The following is a 14,896-nucleotide window of genomic DNA, read 5'->3' on the forward strand; positions in this document are numbered from 1 at the left end:
GGACAGGCCCCAATGCGGGCACGGCCACCACCTTGACCGCCACCAACAAGGTGGTCCGTGTCGAAGGCAAATGGACCTACACCTATCTCAATACAACGGTTCCCGCAGCCGGCACCTATGGCGGCACCGTCGCCAAAAACGGCCGCATCACCTATACCGCCACCCAGCTCTGATTACGCGAGTTCTACAAATGGCCCCGCCTGTCGGGGCCATTTTTATTTTTGTTGATATTTCTTAGTTAGCGTAAAGTGATACTTATGCGCACCCAATCCCTGTTCTTCGTGCCCACTCGCAGCAGTGTGCTGCAGGTGCTGCGCATCGCCACATTGGGGGCCGGCGCTCTGGCCTGCGCGGGCGCCCAGGCCTTTGTCGTCACCATCACAGCAGGCACCAAGTCATTGTTTTTGCAGGTGGGCGCCGGAACCATGACCGGCGGCAACTTCAATTCCGGGGGCACGCCCGGCAACAACCCCACCATCAACCGCGTTTCGGTCACCATCCCGGCAGCCAACATTGGAGCTGGCACCAGCGCCATGACGACCGACAGCACCGTCACGGCAAGCCCCTGGGACGGCTTTGCATATTGCACGGTGCCCTCCCAGGTTTACGTCGGCGGCTTTTACCGCACGCCCGGCACGGGCGCCAACGCCACACTCACCGCCACGGCGCCGGCCTCGCTGGTCAACGCCACTGGCAACACGATTCCGTTCAATACCATTTCCTGGGTTTCGGGTGGCGCACAAGACGCGACGGCCACCATCCCCAGCGGAACGTTTGTAGGCGGTGCATCACAAACGCTGCTCAGCGTTACACGCAACACCTGGTTTGAAAGCTGCCTGCAGTTCAACTACGCCAATGCCCAACTGGTGGGTTCGGGCACCTTTACCGGCCGCGTCAGCTACACCCTGACCTCCCCATGATGATGATGAAAAGACCGGTCAGCCTGTCACACCTCATCGGATTTGCCGCCCTCCTGCTGCTTGCCAACGTGCTGACGGCGCAACACGCAGCCGCCACCACGACCCGCGTGGATGACACCGGCACCGTCGCGACCCAGAGCGTCGTTCCCATGCGCTGGCGGCAACTGGTTCCCGGCCGCGGGGCCGACAATTCGGTGGAAGCCAGCCTGCGGGTTGCGCTTCGACTGAACCTCTCGCGCTGGCTGAACCAGCCGGTCAGGCTCTACATGGGGCTCGCCCCGGTCGCGGGCGAGCCCATCTTTGTCACCTGGAGAACCCAGGGGCGCTTGCTGCCAGGTTCATTGCGATCCGGCGGCCGTACCCTGATTTTCGACGGAATCGTCAGCGCAGCTTCCCTGGAAGAAACCGTTGAGCTGATTCTCAGAACAGACGGGCGCGCGCTGACATCCTCCCAGGCTCTGCAGTTTTATTTCGAGGTAGACACCCCATGACCCGTCTCCGGTTACCTGACCTGCCGCGGTACGCGGCTGGCTTTCTTGGTCTGGTTTTTGCCGTCATTGCACCTGGTGCGGTGGCAAGCGAATTTGCACTGGCAGTGTCTCCTCCCCGCTTTGAACTTGAAGTCAAACCAGGCGAGCGCACCCGCCAGATCATGGAAATTACCAACGCGTCGTCTGCGCCCTCAACGTTCAGTATCAGGACGGCGGACTGGCGGCTTGGCATGGACAACTCCGTCACTTTTAACGATGAACTTGGGGCCGGCAGCTGCCGACCGTGGGTAGCCATCGAGCGGCGCGAACTCACCGTTGCGGGTGGCCGACCCTACCGGTTTCGCTTTGAGGTTAACGTGCCGCCTGACGCCAAACCAGGCGAGTGCCGCTTTGCCATCATGCTGGAAGGCCAGGAGCAAGTCACGCGCATGGAGTCGGGCCCGCCCATTCCATTTTCCGCCCGTCTCGGCGTGGTGGTGTACGTCACCATCGGCGGCGCCACACCGGAGCTGAGCGTCGCCGGCTCGGGCGTGCAGACCGTGAACGGCAAGCCCACACCGGTTCTGCAGATCCGCAACAGCGGCACGGCCCACGGCCGTGTCACCGGCTTCCTGAACGGCACTGATGCGTCCAACACCTCCCTGGAATTTTCGCCGGCCAACACCCCCATATTGCCCGGCGAGACACGCACAATTCCGCTGAGCGCCACACGGCCGGGGGACCAGGACACCGCAGCGCAAATCCGCTATCCCGTCACCGTGCGCGGCAAGCTCGAATGGGGCAAAGGCCAGACACAAAGTATCGAGCAGCGCTTCGCCCCATGACGCGACGGGCGCACACGTCAATCATTCCTTCTTCCTTCCCATCGAAGTGGTGGCGCATCGGCCTTGCGGGGTTTGGCGCCGGCTTTGCAACCGCTGCAGCCCTGGCCCAGGCAACGGCCCCGCCCGCAGAAGGCCAGCCCTATGTGGACCGCGTCATGGAGGGTTTGCCGGACCCTGATGGTGCCCTTCAGCTGAAGGCCAGCGAGTACAACGAAGCCGGGTGGCCGCGAAGCTGGCGTGTTGACTATTCGCTGTTCAAACAAAGCGGCGCCGGCGACAGCACCTCCCGCGCGTTGGGCATAGGCGGCTTCCTGGACACCCCGAACCACGGCGCGCTCTCGGTCAACGCCAATCTGGTCCAGCAGCAATCAAATGCGCCGGGCAACCAAGCCCAAAACAGCGGCAGCACCTGGCGCATTGACCAACGCGCCCTGCCGCTGGACGGCGGCTGGTTTGCCAACCACAACGCGGGTGACATCAATACCGTCAGCACCCGCCTTGCCCGCGGCACGGGGCGGGTGTCAGTGCCGGCCACGCCCATCCGGGGGGTTGGAGGGCAGTGGTACCTGAACGACGCCGTCGACCTGAACGCCGCAGCAGGACGCACCGGCCTCTTTAGCGGACTGGATGCAGCCGGCTTCCAGACCTCCGGCGGCAGCATCGGGTCTGCCGGTGCGCAATTTCGCCTGCCCACCGGTGATGCATTGGGGGCAGGAAGCCGCACTGACGCTGCGTTCCAGTTGATTGACGGTAAAAATATTTCGGACAGCGGAGGCTTCGGCAACTCCCTGAACACCCGCGCTTATTTTGCTGCGGCGTCGTGGGAAGGCGCGGCGCCGTGGGGCCCGGGCGTGGCTACCGGCTATGGCTCACCCAGCGAGCGCATTGGCGGCCTGCGGATGCAGGCCAACGTGGTGCGCAGTGACAGCACGCAGGGTGGTACAGCGACCGGCCTCTGGCTGGATGCTGCATGGCGGACCGAGCGCTGGCGCAACACAGCGGGCGTTTTCCGCTTTGAGCCCAACTTGCGCTGGGGCACCACAGTCCTCGCCAGCGACCTGCAAGGCATCTACTGGCAGGCGGACACCTCGACCCGCCAGTGGCAGGCCGGTTTTGCGGCCGAGCTGAGCGACAGCGTGAGCAGTGCCGGCCCAGGCAGCAGCGCGTCGGGACGCAGTGCTTTTATCAATGTCAATGGCCGCTACCTGCTCGATTCGCGCAATTCGGTGGGCGCGGCCCTCAGCTTTCGCACCATCACCAGCCCCGGCCAATCGGCGCAGCTGTCCTGGAGCCGTACCGGCGACTGGGGACAGACACAATGGCGCGCCGATCTGGCCAACGCATCAGGCGTGCGGACCACCCGGCTAGGGGTAGACCAAAGCTGGCCGGTCATCTTGCCGGCCACTTTCGGCACCTCGCTGGCATGGGAGCGGATGAGCGGTAATGTCAGCCCCACCACCGGGCTGATCTGGGGGATTCTTGGCACCCTGTCGCCGTGGTCGCAATGGTCCCTTGATGGGTCGGTGCGCGGCGCACGCCGCAGCGATGGCGGCGAGTCGGTCAATGCCAACGTCGGCGTGACCTGGCAACCTTATGGCGGCTGGTCGCTTTCCCTCCGGTATACCGAGTCACGGGGGCAGGAGCCGCTTCCGGCGCTGGTGGTCTCGGCCTTGACGGCAGCAACGCAGCAGGCCATTGCAACCACCCAGACCAACCGCAGCATCCAGTTGCTGCTGCGCTACGAAGACCGCGCCGGCACCTCCACAGCACCGTTGGGTGGCCTGCCTGGAACAGGCTCCGGCGGGCTCACCGGCGCAGTGTTTTTTGACGCAGACAGCAATGGCCGCAGGGAAGCCTCCGAAGGCGGCGTGCCTGGCGTCACCGTCATTCTGGACAGGCGTTACGTGACGCGAACTGACAGCCAGGGCCGTTATGAGTTTCCCTACGTAGCGGCCGGAGAGCATTTGATTGAAGTTTCTCCGGACAACGTACCCCTGCCCTGGAGCCCGGTTCTTCGCGATCCTGCGAAGACGGTCATTCTGGTACGCCAGACCCACTCGCTCGACTTCGCCGTACAGCGCGAACGCTGAGCACACCCTTCACAGAGCCCTGCGTAAGCGGGTGTGTCTGGCGTCGAGGCTCAGGCGCATCTGGAGTCTGGCGCGGCGCCCTCCCCAAAACTCAAATTTGATAACCGATGCCCCGTTCGGGTTGAAATTTGATAAAACAATCAAAACCAATGTGAAATTTGCTGAAAAACCGCATAAACCGGTAAATAAGTCACACATTCACCGTCATTAATATCTTGCATCACTTTTATCAATTTAGTTACTATGAGGGCTACTTCATCATTTATCGGTTCAGCCCCAATGTCCTCCTGCCGCACCTTTCCAACGTCTTTCAGCCGCCTCATGGCGCTGTCGGCATTGCTGGTTGGCCTGTTCTGCTTATCGCAGAGTTCACGTGCAGGCGAGATGCTGAGTGTTGACAAACCCCAGGCCAGCACGAAACTGGATTTCGCCATCATCATCCCAGCAGTGCTCCGTATCCTGGAAAACAGCCATCCGGCAGCCCTGCTTTCTGCCGACACAACAGGCTCCCTTATTTCCGCCACGCAGCGTATGGTGCTGGTGTCGACCCTGGGCAAAGGCTTCTGCATGGATTTGCAGCTCAACCAGGAACAGGTTGCCGGCTGGCAAATGAACGTCAGCGGCAGCGCCGGCACACGCGTCGAGGCAGCGGATGGCGGCTACCGGGTCTGCGCATTGCGTCCGGGCCGTTTTGAGCTGGCCCTGCAACACGCCTTCAGCCTGAAGGACCGCAAGGCCGGTGCAGACGCCCATGCACCCAACCTCAGCTGGCCCGTCAGCGTGAGCCTGGTCACCCCCTGATCCGATGAACGGAAAACCGGGCCGCCGGTAAAACTAGCGGCCCAGCCATTGCACCAGCTGGCGCGTCACTTCAGGCCGGCTCAGCAGTTCCATATGGTTCATGCCTTGCACGACCCATTGGTTTGCCGGGGCGAAAGCGAGCGTGCGAGCCGGCTCCTCATGCAGGCCCAAGGCGCTTTCCAGCGACACCAGCCCATCCCCCACCATCTTGCGCGCCAGCGCCTCCCTGACCGGCACCAGCGGCCCGCGGCCCGCCGACAACGTGGTCGCGGCTACCGCGTAGCTATCGATGCCCGCTGGCAGCGGGAGGACTACTCTCGCATCAGGACTGCGCTCAAAACGCCCCGCCTGCCGCCAGTCGGCCTCCAGCACGTTGCCGTGGCGCAAGTCAGTGATACCGGCACTGCGCACCTGGCCGATCCTGGCGAAGGGCCGCGTCACAATATTGCTGCCCAGAACGCCGTCGACCCAGCTGCCCAGCCGCTCCAGCGGCGCGCCGTGATGGGGCGTGCCCAGGAACACCATGGCCCTGAGTTGCCGCAGCCAGCTGAGACCCGCCTGGCCTGCGTAATGGCAGGCACTGCGCGCCACCAGGCCGCCCATGCTGTGCACCAGCAGCGTCACCTCACCCACCGGTTGCGGCCATGCCTTGACCAGCTGCTGCAACAGGCCGGCCAGCTGCTCGCCATTGGTGGAGGTATGCAGGCCCGTGTTGTAGTGCAGGTAGACGGGGGTGTAACCCAGGTCGCGCGCCAGTTGCCCGCCATGGCCCTGCGGCAGCGCGCTGTTGCCGCACCACTGGAGGTCATTCATGCACAGCCCGTGAACCATCACCAGGATTTTCCCCGTCGCGTGCGGCAGCCGCGCGGCCAGCGCTTCTGGGTCCAGCAGCAGCGGCTGGCCCTCATGGCGCAGGCTCATGCGGATAGCCAACGGATTGGCGGTGTCCAACAGCAGGTCACCCAGTACGCCGTTCAGCGCCGAAAGCATCGCTTCGCGCTGGGGCGACGAAGCCTGTGCACCCGCCAGCGGTACCGCGTGCGACAACACCGCATTGGCCGCCCCACCTGCCAGCCGCGTAATGCCCTTGATGCTGCCGTAGACCCATCCCGTGACGCCGGACGGCTTGACGCCGCTGCCTCCCGGCGTGTTATCGACGAACCTTGAACCCAGCAGGCCAAACGGTGCGGCAACAGCCTTGTACACATTGCCCTGCACGGTTTCGGCCAGGCCTGTCACGCCCAGGGTGGCTTGGGTGGCCAGCTGCGCCAGGCCCTGGATGTCGGAAACATGCAGCCAGGTCGGCAGCCTGAAAGATCCTGGCGTAGGGATTGCTGCCGTGGCGTGAGGCCGGTCTGGTGTGCTCATGGCGCGATTGTGGCGCTACACGCGCGCAGGCACCAGCGGGCAGTGACAGGGCTTGGCAACCTTTTTATCGCAAAAAATGGCTTTGAGCCAATCAGGACGAGCGCAAGCAGCTATCAATTCTGTAGCAACAAATGGCAGGCGGCATCCCGCAGGGCGGCAGAGGTCTCAGCCCCTCCCCTCGGTCTGGCGGCCGTTCATGCGGTCCCCGGCGCCATCGACGCAAGGTCAGCACCCCGCTGCAGCAGTGCGGCGATGACGGGCGCCAAAGGCCGGCGGGGCCTCGCCCGCGTGAACAAATGCATCTCGTAGCGCGGGAGCGCCTCGCGCAGCCGCAGCGGCAGGACGCCCAGCAAGTCACTGCACGCCATCAGGTGAAGGAGGCTGGCATAGTCGGCGCAGGACACAGCCACTCGCGGTGGCCGCATGCGGCGTACGGCGAAGGCTTCCTGCAGCACATCCACAGGTCCGCTCACATGCGGGCCCACGATGGCCCATGCGGCTTCCTGGAGATCCTCCAGCGACTGCGCCCTGACCAGGGGATGCRTGCGGCGGGCGTAGACCAGCGGGATGATCGGGTAGAGCGGCTGACAGACCAGGCCCGTGGCGGGGTAGCTGCGCGGCAGCGGCGAAACGACAAGGTCCAGTTCGCCGCCCTGCAAGCGGGCCAGCATGTGGCCTTCGTCGGCACTCGACAGCTCAAGGCGCCGCCGGCTGTGGCCCTCGCACCATGCCAGGTGCAGGCTCGGCCCGCAGACCAGCGCAGCGGAGGGCGTCGCCCCGACGCGCAGCGTGTGGCGGTCGGCCGCCATGGCCGCCGGCGCCGCCAGCGCCCCCACCCGCTCTGCAAGCTCCGCACTTTGCACCGCCGCCTGCAGAGCCTCCTCCGTTGGCACCAGATGCCGGCCCACCCGGACAAACAACGGCACGGCGAACTGCCGTTGAAGCTGCTTCATGCCATGGCTGATGGCCGGCTGCGACACACCTTCAGCCTGCGCTGCAGCGGCGAAGCTGCCGCCCTCAACGACCCGCCGGAGGTACTGTAGATAACGCAGATTCATAAACAACCATTATGAATTGCGCGCGATGCGGCTTGTTCCTGAGCCGCTGCTCTGAAATGATTCAGATCCTGACCACAAGGAACCCGCGAAATGAACCAACCGCAGCTAGACACCGTCCGCACCTACCTCCGGCATCTTCACGCCGGCGATACGGCAGCCCTGATCTCCACGTTCGAGGAAGACGGCGTAGTGCACTCACCGTTTCTCGGGGCCATGAAAGCGCCGGACTTCTTCAGGAAGCTGGCGCAGGCATCCAGCCAGAGCGTGATCACGCTGATTGACTTGTTTTCTTCCGTGCAGGCTGAGGCCGACACGGTGCGCGTGGCGGCCTACTTCCGTTACGACTGGACACTGAACGATGGGAGGCTGGTCAGCTTCACCTGCGTGGACGTCTTCGGGTTTCGGCATAACAGCGACCGCATCAACAGCATGCACATCGTGTACGACACCCATCCCCTGCGCCAGGAGGTGGGGGACAAATACGCGCCTGATCCCGTCCAGGGCCTGCCAGCGCCGAGCGCGCAGACGCAGCCCTAGTGCAAAACCGTTTGCGCCTGGCAGTAGTCAAACAGGCCCTCAAGCTCGCTCGACTTGTCAAACACGGCATMGGCCCCCAGTTCGGCGGCGCGCCGGCGGATTTCATCCGTCGCATAGTTGCTCAGGACAACCACCTTCTGGTAGGGCTCGCGGTTGCGGCAGCCTGCAAGCACGCCCAGGCCGCTGCCTTCCTTCAGGAAAAGGTCCACGATGGCCAGGTGCCACTCGCCGTTGTGAAGCTTCAGCCAGCGTGTGGCCTCTGCCTGTGTGGCGCCGTGGCCTGTCACCTGGACCGCAGCAATCTCCTTGAGCGCCTCTATCAGATTCTCAAGAACGATCTCGTTGTCTTCAACCAGGTAAGTAATAAGTGCCATATACCCACTTTAGGCGGCAGGCTGAAGGATGCTGCCATCCGTTGGCCCACATCCGGGTAGGACAGGGCAGGCACGAAGACGTGCCGGGCCGGTCGGAGAGCCTAGAAGTGCTCGTGCGGCGCCAGGTAGCGCCACTGGCCGACCGGCAGGTGGCCGAGGTTGACATTTCCGATGCGCACACGCTTCAGGCCGGTGACAAACAGGCCGACCTGCTCGCACATGCGGCGGATCTGGCGTTTTTTGCCCTCCTTGAGCACAAAGCGCAACTGCTCGGGGTTTTGCCACGACACCTGCGCGGGCTTGAGCGCCTGGCCGTCCAGGCTCAGGCCGTGGTTCAGCAAGGCCAGCTTTTCGCGCGGGAACAAGGCCTGCACGTTGGCGGTTTCGTCCCCTTTTTCGGTTCTGTAGCTGACACGCACCAGATACTCTTTTTCAATCTCGGAGTCTTCACCGATGAGCTGGCGCGCCACACGGCCGTCCTGCGTCAGCACCAGCAGGCCGATGGAGTCGATGTCCAGCCGCCCGGCCGGTGCCAGGCCACGCAACTGCTCATGGCCCCATCGCATGCGGCTGTTGCATTCGCGCCAGCGGTTTTGCGGCTGCACCAGCACTACGGCCGGCTCATGCCCGTCCTCGGCCTGGCCGCTGACATAACCGACCGGCTTGTTGATGAGGATGGTGACCTGCTGGCGCTGCTGCTGCTCGGCCTGGCGGTCAATCTCGATGCGTGCATCCGCCGCCACCGGTTGCCCCATGACGGCAGGCGCCCCATTCACACGCACCCAGCCGCGGGCGATCCAGTCATCCGCTTCGCGGCGCGAGCATAAACCCAGTTCGGCCATTCGCTTGTTCAACCGCACGGTGGGGGCCGGTGCGCCGGGTGCAGCCGCGGGCACCGGGTCTTTGCGGATGCGTACCGCAGCGCCGGCGGGCGCCGGGCCTGGGCGCGGTTTGAAAGGTTCTGTCATTTGCCATGTATTTTGCATCACCACCCGCAGGTGCAAAGCCCGCAGCGCGTCGATGTCATCCTTCAACGTGCAGGCCAGCGGCAGCAATCCGGCTGACGCACCGCGCATGCCACCGGGCGCCATTAACAGCACCAGTTGCGCAGTCTGCACATGGATCCTTTCCAGCGCCTCCGAGACATCGGCATGGGTTGGCATGAATCTCTCAAGGCGCCTTCTGCTTTGCCGCCCTCAGCGGCCGGCGCCGCGATACAGCATATAAATGGCAATCATCAGCAGGCTGACGAAGAAGGTGCGCCTGAAAGCCCGTTCGTCCAGCCGCCCGCGCAGCTTGGTGCCGGCCACCATTCCCAGCATCGCAGCGGGCAACGGCGCCGCCAGGCTCCAGCCGTCCGGTAATCTGTCCAGCGCAAACGAGCCCTCCATGACCAGGCGCGCAAACAGCGCGAGCGTGGAAACCGTGAACGACAGGCCCAGCGCCTGGACCAGTTCGTTTTTCCTCAGCGACAGCGCCTGCAGATACGGCACAGCGGGAAACACAAACACCCCGGTCGCGGAAGTGACCGCACCGGTAAGCACGCCAGCCAGGAGCGATGCTGGGCATTCCCTGCGCGCAGGTATGGACCACGTCAGCGCGCGCAGTCCCAGCCCCGCATAAACAGCCAGCGCCGCCCCCAGACCGGCCGATGCCATGCGGGCGTCGAGTGTGACGAGGCTGGCAGGTGCCCACAACGTTCCCGCCACAACACCCAGCTGCAGCGGCCACAGCCGGCGCAGCAGCGCCGCAAGGGCGGGGCCGTCAAGCATTTGCCAGGCATTCGTCAAAAGCGAAGGAAGGATCAGGATCACGGCCGCCTGTGCTGGCGGCATCAGCCCGGCCAGCAGGCCCATGGACAGCGTCGGCAGGCCGAGGCCGACCACGCCCTTGACCAGCCCGGCCAGGAAAAATACACAGGCTATTGCGCCGGCCAGAAAAATTCCGTCTCCGGATAGTGAGATGCCATGCGGGCTCATGAGAGGCGATTCTGCGTACACCCTGCCGCCGGCTCAAGCAGTAAGATCTTCTGGCTGCCTACGGAATTTCCGAAGGCCCAAGGAAACCACCATGCCGGGCTTCAAACGGTTTGACCTCGTTGATCTGCGCCTTTTTCTTCACGTGGCCGATTCCGGCAGCATCACGGCCGGAAGCAGGCTTTCGCACCTGGCGCTGGCATCGGCAAGCGCGCGCATTCGGGGCATGGAAGACGTGCTCGGCGTCAGCCTGCTGGAGCGTTCACGCTCCGGCGTGTCATTGACAAAAGCCGGCGAGGCCGTGGCCCACCACAGCCGGCTGATGCTGCGGCAACTTGATCGCATGCACGGCGAGATCGGCGACTATGCCGGCGGGCTGGCAGGCAAGGTGCGTTTGCTGTCGAACACCGCCGCCATCACCGACTATCTGCCGCAAGCACTCGCGGAATTCCTCAACACCCACCCGGCCATCGACGTCGACCTGGAGGAGCGTCCCAGCCACTTGATCGTGTCGCAGTTGCTGGGCCAGGTGGCCGACCTCGGCATCGTGGCCGACTCCGCTGACATCTCCAGCCTTGAATCCAAACCCTTCCGGCGCGACCGGCTGGTGCTGGTGATTCCAGCTGGCAACAGCGAATTCGGCCGTCAGCGCCAAGTCGCGTTCTCCCAAGTCCTGACCCACGACTTCGTCGGCCTGGGGGAAGACAGCGCGCTGCAACAGCACCTGAACCTGCAGGCCGAACGCCTGGGGCTGCGCATGCGTACCCGCATACGGCTTCGCAGCTTTGAGGCGGTCTGCCGCATGGTGGAGGCCGGGGTCGGCGTGGCCGTGGTGCCGGCCATCGCTGCCGAACGCCATCGGGGCGCGGGCAAGCTGCGCACCCTCAAGCTGACCGACACCTGGGCCGACCGGCAGTTGCTGATCTGCGCGCGCCGCTTTGACCAGCTGTCGCTTCCGGCATCAAAGCTGGTCGATTCCCTGTGCGCGCCTGCCGCGCCGCCGGGGCGTCATCCCGCACGCCAACGCTCCGGACGATAAAGTCATGCCCATGCAAACCCCTGAACCCGCAGACCTGCTGGCCCGATCATGGTGGCGCTGCGCGGGCGCCCTTGCCACACGGCCGGTCGGGCCTGCGGTGTTTGATGAACTGGTGGCGCGCTATTCGGAACCGCACCGCAAGTACCACACGCTGCAGCACCTGACGGAATGCCTCGCGCATTTTGAGGCGGTTCGGGACCTGGCCGAACAGCCCGCAGAGGTCGAGATGGCGCTGTGGTTCCACGATGCTATTTACGACACGCAGCGCCACGACAACGAAGAAAAAAGCGCCGGCTGGGCGTGCGAGGTCCTGCTGGCGCACGGCACCACCGCAGCCGCCGCGCAGCGCGTTCACGACCTCGTCATGGCCACCCGCCATACGGCGCTGCCGGTCTCGCCCGACGAACAGTTGCTGGTTGACGTCGACCTGTCCATCCTGGGCGCCGGCGGGGAGAGGTTTGCCGAGTACGAGCAGCAGATCCGGGACGAATACGCTTTTGTGCCTCCAGCCCTGTTCCGGCAAAACGGGGCGAAATCCTGCAGGGTTTCCTGAACCGGCCTGTGATCTACAGCACGGCGCATTTCCGCGAAACACTGGAAGCGTGTGCGCGCGCAAACCTGCGCAAGGCGATTGCCGGCACGGCTTCAGCAACCAGCCCTTCAGCACCATGAACACCTGCCCACATTGCCGCCAGGCCGGAATCAAGCTCTGGGAAAAACGTTTCTCCAGCCGCGGCAACCCCGCCACCTGCACCTTGTGCGGAGGGCTCTCGCATGTCCTGGCCAGTGCCTCCGGCGGCACATTTATCCTGACTTCCGTCCTGTTGATGATTGCCGTGCTTGCCGGGTTTTTGACCAACTCGTGGCTGGCCGGGTTGTCAGGTGGACTGCTGGCGGCGGCCTACAACCTCTGGGCGTGGCAGCGCGAAGCGCTTTGGCCGATCCTCAAGGAAAACGCCCAGGCTGCAAACCGCGCCAATTGGCTGCTCACCGCGGTTGCCATCTTCATTTCGTTTCTTTCTTGAGGGCGGCCGTTACGCTGGCCATGCCAGGTTGCTCCTGATTTGATAGCTGCTTGCGCTCGTCCTGATTGGTCTGCAGGCATTTTTCGTCCCCAAAAAACGGTGAAGCCACGCACCGGGCGACCAAAACCGCTCCCGGGAGAGTCTGGCCCGCCCAACTCTTTGCTATGAATTCAATAGCTGCTTGCGCCCGTCCCTGTTGAACTCCAGCCACTATTTACTGGAAAAAACACTGGACCGCAACGCGCCCAGGTCCAGCACGCGCAGGCCGCCGTATTCGATGCGGATAAAGCCCTGGGCCTGTAGCGTGTTGAGCGCCTCATTCACACGCTGACGTGACAAGCCCACCAGGTAAGCCATTTCCTGCTGCGTGATGCGCAGGATCTCGCCGACGCCTGGGTACAGCACCGGGTTGAACAGCGAAGCCAGGCTGCGCGCCACGCGAATGTCGGGGTTGTTCATGCGGTCGATTTCACGCGCGGCGATAAATTGACCAAGCCGCTCGTTGAGCTGGTTCATCACAAAGCGGTTGAACCCGATGGAGTGGTCCAGCAGCCAGTGGAAGGTTTCAACGGGCAGGCCTGCGACCACACTTTTGCGCAGCGCCTGGATGTTGTAGCGGTAAGGCTCACGCTTGAGCGCCGTGCCTTCGCCGAACCAGCCGCCGGGCGGCACGCCGGTGAAGGTCATGGTCATGCCTTGCTCGTTGTCGCTGCTCATCTTGAGCAGGCCTTCCACCACACCGAACCAGTAGGTCACCGGCTTGCCGACACGGCACACAAAGTCACCGGGTGCGGCATCACCCACCTGCAGCCCTGCCAGGGCGCGGGCCCGCTCCTCAGGCTGCAGCAAGGGCAGCCAGGGAATACCGCGCAACTCGTCGGGCGTGGGGTTCCTGCGGCGCTGGTGAAGAGGTGGTTCAGTCGACATGGCTCAACTTTCTGGTGGAGAGTCAGGGAAAGTCCGGGGCGGGCGCAACCCTTGGATTGTCGTCAGATGGACATTTCGCTGCCAATTCAAAGCATAGCATCGGCCCCGCTGAGACAGCAACAACAACAGCCAGGAGACACCCACCATGACCGACAACCGCACACCTTTTTTGCCACATCCACACGCCGCAGACAGCTACGAAGGGCTGACACGCCGCCGGCTGCTGGGGGCACTCGCCGCCGTACCCGCCACGCTCTACGGTCCGGCGCATGCGCAAGACGCCGGCCCGGTGCGCATCGCGCAATCCATCGCATTGAGCGGACCGCTGGGCGAGCTGGGCCAGGCCATGCACCAGGGCGCCAAGGCCTGCTTTGCCAGCATCAACGCCAAAGGCGGCGTGAACGGCCGGCTGATTGAGCTCACGGTGGCCGACGACGGCTACGACGTCAAGCGCGCGCTGGGAAATGTGAAAGGCTTTATCGACGACAAAAGCAATTTCGCGCTCTTTAACTGCATGGGCACGCCCATGATTGAAGCGATGCTGCCGCAGGTGATCGAATCGGGCATGCCTTTCTTCGCGCCCTTTTCGGGCGCGCTGTCGGCCCGCCCGGCCAATGCGCGCAACGTGTTCAACATCCGCGCGAGCTATGCCGACGAAGCCGAGCAGCTGGTGCAACATCTGGCAACCATCGGCATCCGGCGCATCGCGATCGCCTACCAGAACAATTCCTTCGGCAAGGAGGTGTTCGATGCCACGCAGCGCTCCATGGCCAAACACAAGCTGGAAGCGACCGCGATTGTCACGGTGGAAAACAATTCTTCGGATGCCGGCGCCGCGGCGACAAAAATTGCGGGCTCTGACCCGGAGGCGGTGCTGGTGGGCCTGGCCGGCAAGCCGACCATTGACTTCGTCAAAGCGATGCGCGTGCAGCGCAAGGGCTTGCCGCTGTATGCGTTGTCCATCATGGGCGCGGCCGCCACGCTCAAGGCCATGGGCGACGACGCCACCGGCATCGCGGTGTCGCAAGTGGTGCCGCTGCCCGGCAACACCGTGGTGCCCATGGTGCGTGAATTCCAGCAGGCCTGGAAGGCCGCGGGCGTGGCGCTGGAGCCTTCACACCTGGCGCTGGAGGGCTACATCAACGCCCGTGTGTTTGCCGAGGCGCTGCGCCGCGTGGGTAAAACCCCGACCCGCGCGGCGTTCATCGACAGCACCTGGAACCTCAAGCGCTACGACCTGGGCGGCTTCGAAGTGAGCTTCAGCGACTCGGCCCGCAACGCTTCGCGATTTGTGGAATTGACCATGGTTTCGCGTGACGGGCGCTTTATCCGATAAACCGCGCCGACCCCGGGCACACCCCAGTAGGACTTACCCGGAAATTGTCGTCGCAGTGACACCGTAACGTCAAAGCCGGTCCTACTATTCATTGCATACCAGCGGCTTTCAACGAGAAGCCGCACAAGAA

The 14,896-nt window shown here is 63.9% G+C and carries 17 protein-coding genes; 10 read left to right on the plus strand and 7 right to left on the minus strand.

Annotated elements, in window-relative coordinates; all coding sequences use genetic code 11:
• Window positions 1-257 precede the first annotated feature (257 nt).
• Genes AC1D0Z_RS01590 through AC1D0Z_RS01605 form a run of 4 tightly spaced genes read left to right on the plus strand, consistent with a single transcriptional unit; the run spans window position 258 to window position 4,325 of the window.
• Window positions 258-920 (plus strand): hypothetical protein, encoded by a 663-nt coding sequence (locus AC1D0Z_RS01590; protein ID WP_477656500.1) that lies wholly within the window; start codon window positions 258-260, stop codon window positions 918-920.
• A complete protein-coding gene (locus AC1D0Z_RS01595) occupies window positions 917-1,411 on the plus strand; it encodes a hypothetical protein (RefSeq protein ID WP_477656501.1) in 495 nt (164 codons plus the stop codon). Before AC1D0Z_RS01590 ends, AC1D0Z_RS01595 begins: the two co-directional genes overlap by 4 nt.
• Window positions 1,408-2,235, plus strand: coding sequence for a COG1470 family protein (locus tag AC1D0Z_RS01600; RefSeq protein WP_477656502.1), 828 nt, complete (start codon window positions 1,408-1,410; stop codon window positions 2,233-2,235). The genes AC1D0Z_RS01595 and AC1D0Z_RS01600 overlap by 4 nt, the downstream gene beginning before the upstream one ends.
• Window positions 2,232-4,325, plus strand: coding sequence for an SdrD B-like domain-containing protein (locus tag AC1D0Z_RS01605; protein ID WP_477656503.1), 2,094 nt, complete (start codon window positions 2,232-2,234; stop codon window positions 4,323-4,325). The genes AC1D0Z_RS01600 and AC1D0Z_RS01605 overlap by 4 nt, the downstream gene beginning before the upstream one ends.
• Before the next feature lie 140 nt (window positions 4,326-4,465).
• Here AC1D0Z_RS01605 and AC1D0Z_RS01610 read toward each other — a convergent pair whose 3' ends face one another.
• Entirely contained in the window at window positions 4,466-4,765 is a 300-nt protein-coding gene (locus tag AC1D0Z_RS01610; RefSeq protein WP_477656504.1) for a hypothetical protein, read from the minus strand.
• A 7-nt stretch (window positions 4,766-4,772) separates the two neighbouring features.
• On the opposite strand from AC1D0Z_RS01610, the gene AC1D0Z_RS01615 reads away from it, so the two are divergent.
• On the plus strand, window positions 4,773-5,126 hold the full coding sequence (locus AC1D0Z_RS01615; RefSeq protein WP_477656505.1) for a hypothetical protein: 354 nt from the start codon (window positions 4,773-4,775) through the stop codon (window positions 5,124-5,126).
• A 33-nt stretch (window positions 5,127-5,159) separates the two neighbouring features.
• Here AC1D0Z_RS01615 and AC1D0Z_RS01620 read toward each other — a convergent pair whose 3' ends face one another.
• Entirely contained in the window at window positions 5,160-6,494 is a 1,335-nt protein-coding gene (locus tag AC1D0Z_RS01620) for an esterase/lipase family protein (RefSeq protein WP_477656506.1), read from the minus strand.
• A 194-nt stretch (window positions 6,495-6,688) separates the two neighbouring features.
• On the minus strand, window positions 6,689-7,552 hold the full coding sequence (locus AC1D0Z_RS01625) for a LysR family transcriptional regulator (protein WP_477656507.1): 864 nt from the start codon (window positions 7,550-7,552) through the stop codon (window positions 6,689-6,691).
• Between the two features lie 90 nt (window positions 7,553-7,642).
• On the opposite strand from AC1D0Z_RS01625, the gene AC1D0Z_RS01630 reads away from it, so the two are divergent.
• On the plus strand, window positions 7,643-8,089 hold the full coding sequence (locus AC1D0Z_RS01630) for a nuclear transport factor 2 family protein (RefSeq protein ID WP_477656508.1): 447 nt from the start codon (window positions 7,643-7,645) through the stop codon (window positions 8,087-8,089).
• Here the strand turns inward: AC1D0Z_RS01630 and AC1D0Z_RS01635 are convergent.
• The 3 genes from AC1D0Z_RS01635 to AC1D0Z_RS01645 form a co-directional block, all read right to left on the minus strand.
• Entirely contained in the window at window positions 8,086-8,463 is a 378-nt protein-coding gene (locus AC1D0Z_RS01635) for a response regulator (RefSeq protein ID WP_477656509.1), read from the minus strand. The genes AC1D0Z_RS01630 and AC1D0Z_RS01635 overlap by 4 nt on opposite strands.
• Before the next feature lie 101 nt (window positions 8,464-8,564).
• Window positions 8,565-9,431 (minus strand): pseudouridine synthase, encoded by an 867-nt coding sequence (locus AC1D0Z_RS01640; protein ID WP_477656573.1) that lies wholly within the window; start codon window positions 9,429-9,431, stop codon window positions 8,565-8,567.
• A 228-nt stretch (window positions 9,432-9,659) separates the two neighbouring features.
• Window positions 9,660-10,442: a sulfite exporter TauE/SafE family protein gene (locus AC1D0Z_RS01645; protein WP_477656510.1), complete on the minus strand. Its 783-nt coding sequence runs from the start codon at window positions 10,440-10,442 to the stop codon at window positions 9,660-9,662.
• Window positions 10,443-10,533: 91 nt separating this feature from the next.
• Between AC1D0Z_RS01645 and AC1D0Z_RS01650 the strand changes: the two genes are divergently transcribed.
• From AC1D0Z_RS01650 to AC1D0Z_RS01660, 3 genes are all read left to right on the plus strand, one after another.
• Window positions 10,534-11,478: a LysR family transcriptional regulator gene (locus AC1D0Z_RS01650; protein ID WP_477656511.1), complete on the plus strand. Its 945-nt coding sequence runs from the start codon at window positions 10,534-10,536 to the stop codon at window positions 11,476-11,478.
• A gap of 4 nt (window positions 11,479-11,482) precedes the next feature.
• Complete coding sequence (locus AC1D0Z_RS01655; protein WP_477656512.1) at window positions 11,483-12,031, plus strand: HD domain-containing protein; 549 nt, start codon at window positions 11,483-11,485, stop codon at window positions 12,029-12,031.
• Between the two features lie 115 nt (window positions 12,032-12,146).
• Window positions 12,147-12,503 (plus strand): hypothetical protein, encoded by a 357-nt coding sequence (locus AC1D0Z_RS01660; RefSeq protein ID WP_477656513.1) that lies wholly within the window; start codon window positions 12,147-12,149, stop codon window positions 12,501-12,503.
• A gap of 210 nt (window positions 12,504-12,713) precedes the next feature.
• On the opposite strand, the gene AC1D0Z_RS01665 is transcribed toward AC1D0Z_RS01660, so the two are convergent.
• On the minus strand, window positions 12,714-13,430 hold the full coding sequence (locus tag AC1D0Z_RS01665; RefSeq protein WP_477656514.1) for a Crp/Fnr family transcriptional regulator: 717 nt from the start codon (window positions 13,428-13,430) through the stop codon (window positions 12,714-12,716).
• Between the two features lie 145 nt (window positions 13,431-13,575).
• Here AC1D0Z_RS01665 and AC1D0Z_RS01670 point away from each other — a divergent pair, with 145 nt between their 5' ends.
• Window positions 13,576-14,766 carry an ABC transporter substrate-binding protein gene (locus AC1D0Z_RS01670; RefSeq protein WP_477656515.1) on the plus strand — a complete coding sequence of 397 codons (1,191 nt, stop codon included), beginning with the start codon at window positions 13,576-13,578 and terminating at the stop codon, window positions 14,764-14,766.
• Window positions 14,767-14,896: the final 130 nt, after the last annotated feature.

Source organism: Polaromonas sp. P1_E3, assembly GCF_056405935.1.